The 7175-nt window shown below is 54.6% G+C and carries 6 protein-coding genes; 4 read left to right on the top strand and 2 right to left on the bottom strand.

Annotation, left to right across the window (positions count from 1 at the left end):
* Positions 1-373 (bottom strand): arginase family protein (locus K0B01_14280; protein ID MBW6487308.1); only part of this gene is annotated, 373 nt, incomplete at its 3' end.
* Positions 374-657: 284 nt separating this feature from the next.
* On the opposite strand from K0B01_14280, the gene K0B01_14275 reads away from it, so the two are divergent.
* A complete protein-coding gene (locus tag K0B01_14275; protein ID MBW6487307.1) occupies positions 658-1827 on the top strand; it encodes a Fic family protein in 1170 nt (389 codons plus the stop codon).
* A 129-nt stretch (positions 1828-1956) separates the two neighbouring features.
* A complete protein-coding gene (locus tag K0B01_14270) occupies positions 1957-2094 on the top strand; it encodes a helix-turn-helix domain-containing protein (protein ID MBW6487306.1) in 138 nt (45 codons plus the stop codon).
* A 363-nt stretch (positions 2095-2457) separates the two neighbouring features.
* On the opposite strand, the gene K0B01_14265 is transcribed toward K0B01_14270, so the two are convergent.
* Positions 2458-2625, bottom strand: a complete 168-nt coding sequence (locus K0B01_14265; GenBank protein ID MBW6487305.1) for a hypothetical protein — start codon at positions 2623-2625, stop codon at positions 2458-2460.
* Positions 2626-2730: 105 nt separating this feature from the next.
* On the opposite strand from K0B01_14265, the gene K0B01_14260 reads away from it, so the two are divergent.
* Positions 2731-5640, top strand: coding sequence for a DEAD/DEAH box helicase family protein (locus K0B01_14260; protein ID MBW6487304.1), 2910 nt, complete (start codon positions 2731-2733; stop codon positions 5638-5640).
* 145 nt (positions 5641-5785) lie between these two features.
* Positions 5786-6904, top strand: coding sequence for a Fic family protein (locus K0B01_14255; GenBank protein MBW6487303.1), 1119 nt, complete (start codon positions 5786-5788; stop codon positions 6902-6904).
* The last annotated feature ends 271 nt before the right edge of the window (positions 6905-7175 follow it).

Raw genomic sequence — 7175 nt, 5'->3', positions numbered from 1 at the left:
GGGCAATCCCCGCCTTGAATACGCTTCCCCAGCGCACATCGAACAGATCAAGCTGGACGCTTGCCGCGCTGATTGCCAAGGGGCCATCCATGGTTCCCTTTCCGTACGACGTGGTCAGATCGAACGGCGCGGGAATCAATACCAAAGCAGCATCATTGGGGTCGATCATCGCCCCGAATATCCCCCCCTCCTGTGCAGCCGGCTGACCCAGCTCCAGATTGCGCAATTCCGCTTTGGTTTTTTCTGAAGTCATGCCTTGGATAATTGGGGTCAGAGTCATATTTCTCCAGGGAGAAATATGACTCTGACCCCAATTATCCTCGCCGTGTTTGTACTCGGCCGTTGCCTTTTTCGGATCCCATTCGATTTTCATAGGTCAATAATATCATCTTTATCGTTTCAAATCCATTCTTTCCTGACAACAATAACTTGAGGAGGTAATTAGGGTCAGAGTCATATTTCTCCCTGGAGAAATATGACTCTGACCCTAATTACCAAGAAGATGGATCGGTTCTTTGAAGGTTGGTTCTTTGCCCTGCCGAAAACGATTTGTCTGTGATAATGGTTGCGGACATATTTAAGGAGAAATATCTATTGATTGATTTAAAATATGCTGTATTAATATGCAAATACTTAATATAAAGGCAGGACATTTTAATGGACACTATTAAGGACAAAACAGTATCCGATCCGGTGGTCGCACGGATTGAGACCTCCCGCTTCGGACCCTTTGTCTTTCAGGTCGGCGTGGATCAGCGGGAGGCAGCGCTGCCCCTGCAACGGGTGGTCGATGCCCGGGCACGGTTCATGAGTTCCCCCCTTTCCCAGGTGGCCAAACGCTTGGAGCAGGAAGTTCTGGTGAGCAGCATCTTCAGCACCAACACCATTGAAGGGGGGACGCTGACGGAGGAACAAACCAAGGATGCCCTCGCGCTCGACCCGGTGCAGGTACAGGCCGAAGAGCAGCGCCGGGCGGTCAATATCCGTACCGCCTATGACATCGCCCAGAATTCGGCGCAGGATCCTGGCTGGCGACTGTCCGTCGATTTCATCAAGGAGATCCATGCCGCCATAACCGACGGGATCCCCCACAAGTACAATCGACCGGGCGTGCTCCGGAGCAATCCCAAGAATATCTTGACCCACGTGGGCGATGCCGCCCATGGCGGCCGTTACAAGCCGCCACAGTACGGAGGGGACATTGCGCTGTTGCTCGATCAGCTCGTCCTCTGGCAGGATCGGTTGAGCGCGGCCGAGGCGCCGGTTCTGATCCGGGCGCCGCTGATGCATTACTATTTTGAATTGATCCATCCTTTCTGGGATGGCAACGGCCGTGTGGGGCGGGTGCTCGAAGCCACGGTGCTTCATACCGCCGGCTTCCGTTATGCCCCCTTCGCCATGGCCCGCTATTACCTGGAGCGGATCGACCAGTATTTTGCACTGTTCAATCTCTGCCGCAAAGAGGCGGCAAAGAAAACGGCCTTCTCCAACACGCCCTTTGTCCTCTTCCATCTCGAGGGGATGCTGGCGGGCATCAATCGGCTCCATGACCGGGTAAACGACATGTTGGGATTGCTGCTGTTTGAAACGAGGGTCAAAAATCTGCGGGACACCAAAGAGATCAATCTGCGCCAATATGTAATACTGACCCAGGTGATGGAGCGGGGCAAACCTTTGCGGATCGAGGAGTTGCGCCGCGCCCCTTGGTATGAGGCGCTTTATGCCAAGCTCGGCGACAAGTCCAAACAGCGGGATTTACGGCAACTGCGCGAGCAGGGGCTTCTTGCTGTGGATGAGCAGGGGCTGGTGCGGCAGGGGAGTGGGTGAATAAAATGTCTAAACGATGTTGACTCCAGCCAAACTCGCCGGTAGGTATGACCCTTGGAATGTCATTCGATTTCCGATTCCGAAGTGTTATAAATCTACACGATCCGGCGCTACTTACGCGTCGACGAGGTGGCCCGCTACTTTGCCGTTTCCGACCGGACCATCTACCGCCGCATCGACATGGGGGAGCTCAAGGTGTTCAGACTGGGTGTGTGCGTCAGGATTCCGCTGGAAGAGGTTCTGGCCTTAGAAGCGCGGCAGCGGTGAAGAATCATAGGAGACGGTCCTCACGTTCCCTTGGATATTGGTAACATCAGAGCCAATTGCAAAACTATTTGTCATTCCCGAAAGCGGAGCTTAATGTACACAATGCTTCTATCGGGAATACGGTTTTTCAAGCAGTTAGAACCAGATTATGAACATTAAACTTCGTTTTCCCGCTTAAAATCATTGCGGGAATGACAGAATGTGAGAGTTTTGCAATTGCCTCATCATGTTGAATTTTACGACATACAGTCTTACACTTCCCCCCGGGGGATGTGATTTCTGCATGAAGGACAGCATCTGTTACCACAAGCAGAGAAAGTATTATTAAGTCTCCTGGCTTCACAAGGGCAAACGCTACAATATCTACCGGTACAATGGGCCGAAGTACCAATAGGAGATCGCGGAAAAGCGCCTCTCCTGCATGCAGGCGGACGTGGAGCGCTGCTTCTTCAGGATGGCTGGTCGTGTCTGACAACGCCTTCCATCGGTCATGCTATTGGCAAGAAATATTGCCTTGAGCATCTTAGTCATAAAAATTGCCTTCTAATTATTTGAGGAATATAAATACGGAACGGAAACCAAATTGGCAAATGGAGGCCAAGGTATGGACACTGAGAATGCACAAAGGATTCCGTAGTGGTGAACGTCAACGAACTGCTTGAAAAATACCAGGCATTACTCTCCGAAAACCTCGTTTTAAAGGAAGAGAACGAAACCCTGAAGGCGAGGTTAAGGCTGGTCGAGACGCCGCCGGTTCCGCAGCAAGAGCTGAACAGCCCTTCGGCCTTGTCGATAGAGGCAACAGGATTTCCGGGAAGGGAGACCCCGTCAGGATTCCTCTGCCGGCTCGACCCTCAGGAGAAAATCCGCTTGTTCATGTCCCTGTTCAAGGGACGGGAGGATGTCTATGCCAAGAGATGGCAGAACCGGGAGGGGAGGGCGGGATACGCGCCCGTTTGCCGGAACGAATGGAAAACGGGTATCTGCCGGAAACCGGCGATCAAATGTTTTGACTGCCGACATCAGACTTACGATATCTTGAACGAAAAGGTCATCGAGGCGCATTTGCGGGGAAATATCGTCGCCGGTATCTACCCCCTGCGCCGGGACGAGATGTGCCATCTGCTGGCTATCGATTTTGACGATGAGGGCTGGCAACGAGACTGCGCCACGCTCAGGGAAGTCTGCGTCGCCTTCGGCGTTCCCATGGCGCTGGAACGTTCCCGTTCCGGAAGCGGGGCGCATGCCTGGTTTTTCTTTGAAGAACCGATCCCCGCGAGCCTGGCCCGGAGGTTCGGCTTCGCCCTGCTGACCTGCGCCATGAGCCGAAGACATGAAGTGACTTTCAAATCCTATGACCGCTTCTTTCCCAATCAGGACACCCTGCCGAAGGGCGGCTTCGGAAACCTGATCGCCCTTCCGCTTCAGAAGGCGGCCAGGGAACAAGGCCACAGCGTCTTTCTGAATGAGAACTTCGAACCCTGTCAAGACCAGTGGGAATTCATGGCCAATATCGAAAAATTGTCCGAAGTCGAGATTATGGGATTGATCCCGAGGTTAAGTCCCGGAAGCGAACTGGGAGTGCTCCGAAAAGACGAAGAAGAAACCGAAAAACCGTGGGAGACGAAACGGATACGGTGGTCCGGAAACGATTTTCCGCAAGAGGTTCGGCTGGTCAAGGCGAACATGCTTTACATCGAAAAAGCAGGGATTTCACAGCAAGGTTTGAACACGCTCAAAAGGTTGGCCGCCTTCAGAAACCCGGAATTTTACAAGGCCCAGGCGATGCGCATGTCGACCTATGGCAAGCCGCCGATTATCTCGTGCTCGGAGGAGACCACGGCATACCTGTGCCTGCCCAGAGGCTGTGAAGCGGACGTTGCGAATCTGCTTGACGAAGTCGACGTCAAGACTGCATGGTCGGATCACACTTGTCTGGGAAGGCCCATCAGCGTCGCCTTCAACGGGAACCTGAGAGAGGAGCAGAACCCTGCGGCAGAAGAGATGCTGAAACACGACATCGGCGTTCTTTCGGCAACCACGGCCTTCGGCAAAACTGTCATCGCTGCGAAGCTGATCGCCGAACGAAAAGTCAGCACACTGGTCTTGACGCACCGCAGGCAGCTTCTCTCTCAGTGGACGGCGAAACTATCCGAGTTTCTGGAGATCGATGAAGCGCTGCCCGTCTTGGAGAAAAAAAGGGGGCGCAAAAAGAAGCAAAGCCTGATAGGCCAGATCGGGGCGGGTAAGTCCCGCCCGAGCGGCATCATTGACGTGGCGATTATGCAGTCCTTGAACAGCGGCGATGAGGTCAAGGAGTTGGTCAAGAATTACGGCATGGTGATCGTCGATGAGTGTCATCATGTACCGGCATTCAGTTTTGAGCAGATTCTCAAGGGCGTTCACGCAAAATACGTGTATGGCTTAACAGCCACCCCGACGCGGCAGGATGGCCATCATCCGATCATCTTCATGCATTGCGGGCCGATCAGGTACCGGGTTGACGCCAGGAAGCAGGCGGAGAAGAGACCCTTCAACCATTATGTCATTCCCCGACTGACCAGTTTCAGGGCGCCACTGGAAGAAGAAGGGAAGGAACCGTCGATCCAGCGACTTTACGCCGCCATCGTCGTGAACGAAACGAGAAATCAGCGGATTGTCGAGGACATTGTCCGTTGCTTTCGAAGTGGCGGCAATGCCCTGGTGCTTACCGAGAGAACCGCCCATGTGGCCTTGCTGGCCGCGAAGTTGCGAGAACAGATCCCCGACGTGATTGCGTTGACCGGCGGTAAAGGGGCGAAAGAGACGCGGGAAACGTTGGCAAAGGTCTCTACCGCTCCGGCTGACAGGCCCCTGACGCTGATCGCCACCGGGAGATATATCGGCGAGGGATTCGACGAGCCCCGCCTGGATACGCTTTTTCTGGCCATGCCAATCTCCTGGAAAGGAACGCTCCAACAGTACGCGGGCCGGCTTCATCGGCTCTATGAAGGCAAGCGGGAGGTTCGGGTCTATGACTACATTGACGTCCATGTCCCCATGCTGGAGAAGATGTACCACCGGCGGCTGACCGGTTATGCCGCGATCGGATACAAAGCGAGAGCGGAAATCGTTTCCGGTGGAGCGATAGACATTATTTTCGATAACACAACATTCCTGTCGGTTTACCAAAATGATCTCGTGACTGTGGCTCGGGAAATCCTGATCGTTAGCCCCTTCGTCACGCGAAGACGCGTTTCGCAGATGCTCCCCTTGTTGGTCGCCGCGCGGGAACGAAATGTCACGGTGGTGGTCGTTACAAGACCGGCATCCGATTTTCGGGAGAAAGACCGGGCATCTCTGGAAGAAACACTGTCCCTATTCCACGCCGCCGGTATCAATGTAATGTTCAAATCGAACATTCATCAGAAATTTGCGATCTTCGATCAGAAAATCGTTTGGTATGGGAGCATCAACCTCTTGAGCTTCGGCCGTTCGGAAGAGAGCATCATGCGATTAGAAAATCCGAATATTGCTGATGAGTTGCTTGGAAGCATTCAGAAATGAGTGAGGAAAAACTTATTCACTCACGAAATCATAGAGGTCGCTCGATGCGGAGAATAACGACCATAATATCCGCAAAATATGCGGACATTATGCTTGCCTCTGCGGAGAATCTGCGGCATAATGTCCTCCAAGGGTGTTGAAGATTATGGACTACATCTACCAGAGAAAAGGATGGCCTAAGATGACCTGGGATGCCGAGCGGCTGGCCGGGCCCCTCGCCGGCGTCCGTCATCGGCAGGGGCGCCTCATCGGGCGGATGGAAGGCTTGGGCTTTTCGCTCCGCAATGAGGCGGTGCTTCAGACGCTGACCGAGGATGTGCTCAAGTCCAACGAGATCGAAGGTGAAAAGTTAGACCGGGACCAGGTGCGCTCCTCCATCGCCCGGCGGTTGGGGCTCGACGTCGGGGGCCTCGTGGCGGTGGACCGCCATGTCGAGGGGGTGGTGGAGATGATGCTCGACGCCACGGGACATTATGCCGATCCCTTGACCAAGGAGCGGCTCTTTGGATGGCATGCGGCCCTCTTTCCCACTGGCCGCAGCGGGATGACCAAGATCGCGGTCGGCCGTTGGCGTGACGTTCAATCCGAGCCCATGCAGGTGGTGTCCGGTTCGATCGGCAGGGAGAAGGTCCACTATCAGGCCCCGGAGGCCCAGCGGGTACTTGGGGAGATGGATGCATTCTTGAAGTGGTTTAACGAACCCCCGGCGATCGATCTGGTTATGGCGGCAGGCCTGGCCCATTTTTGGTTTGTGACGATCCACCCCTTTGAGGACGGCAATGGCCGGATTGCCCGGGCGATTGCCGATATGGCCCTGGCGCGCTCGGAGAACAGCCACCAGCGTTTTTACAGCATGTCGGCGCATATCCGCCTGGAGCGAAACGCCTATTACGAGGTGCTGGAAAGGTCCCAGCAGGGCGGCCTGGACATCACGTCTTGGCTGGAATGGTTCCTGGGTTGTCTGGATCGCGCCATCGATGGCGCGGAAGTGGTTCGGGCCGGCATCTTCGAGCAGGCCCGTTTCTGGGAGTCTCAAGCCAAGAAACCCTTCAATGAGCGGCAGCGGCTGGTCCTCAATCGGATCTTCGATGGTTTCGAAGGCAAGCTGACCTCTTCCAAATGGGCCAAGCTCGCCAAATGCTCGCAGGATACTGCCTTTCGAGATATCGATGCTCTGGTGAAGCGCGGGGTTCTGGTGAAGGAGCCGGGCGGAGGGCGAAGCACCAGCTATGCCTTGGCGGTTCACGCCTCATCGCCAAGCTAACCCGTTGGGCGATTTTATCCAATCCGAAAGGGCCGGCGACGGATTCCCAACACCGTGAAATGCTCCCGCGTGTTGATGCGGCAAAGATAATTAGGGTCAGAGTCATATTTCTCCCGGGAGAAATATGACTCTGACCCTAATTACCTTTGAGCCGCCGAAGCAGGAGCCGCCGAAATCGGGCCAGGTAAAGCCGCTTTCGACACAACAGCAGGCTGCGATTGTTTCCCTTGCAACGAAGGTGGGGGTAGATAACAGTGCCGTGATTCGATAC

This window comes from Syntrophobacterales bacterium (genome assembly GCA_019429105.1).
In the GTDB taxonomy this organism is placed as follows: domain Bacteria; phylum Desulfobacterota; class Syntrophia; order Syntrophales; family UBA5619; genus DYTH01.
The sequence above is the reverse complement of the archived record's forward strand: the minus strand, read 5'-3'. Positions and strand labels throughout refer to the sequence as shown.

Bases quoted from the DNA above. Each gene is read 5' to 3' on its own strand.
- K0B01_14275 (MBW6487307.1), top strand. From the start codon at position 658: ATGGACACTATTAAGGACAAAACAGTATCCGATCCGGTGGTCGCACGG.
- K0B01_14265 (MBW6487305.1), bottom strand. From the start codon at position 2,625: ATGACTAAGATGCTCAAGGCAATATTTCTTGCCAATAGCATGACCGAT.
- K0B01_14255 (MBW6487303.1), top strand. From the start codon at position 5,786: ATGGACTACATCTACCAGAGAAAAGGATGGCCTAAGATGACCTGGGAT.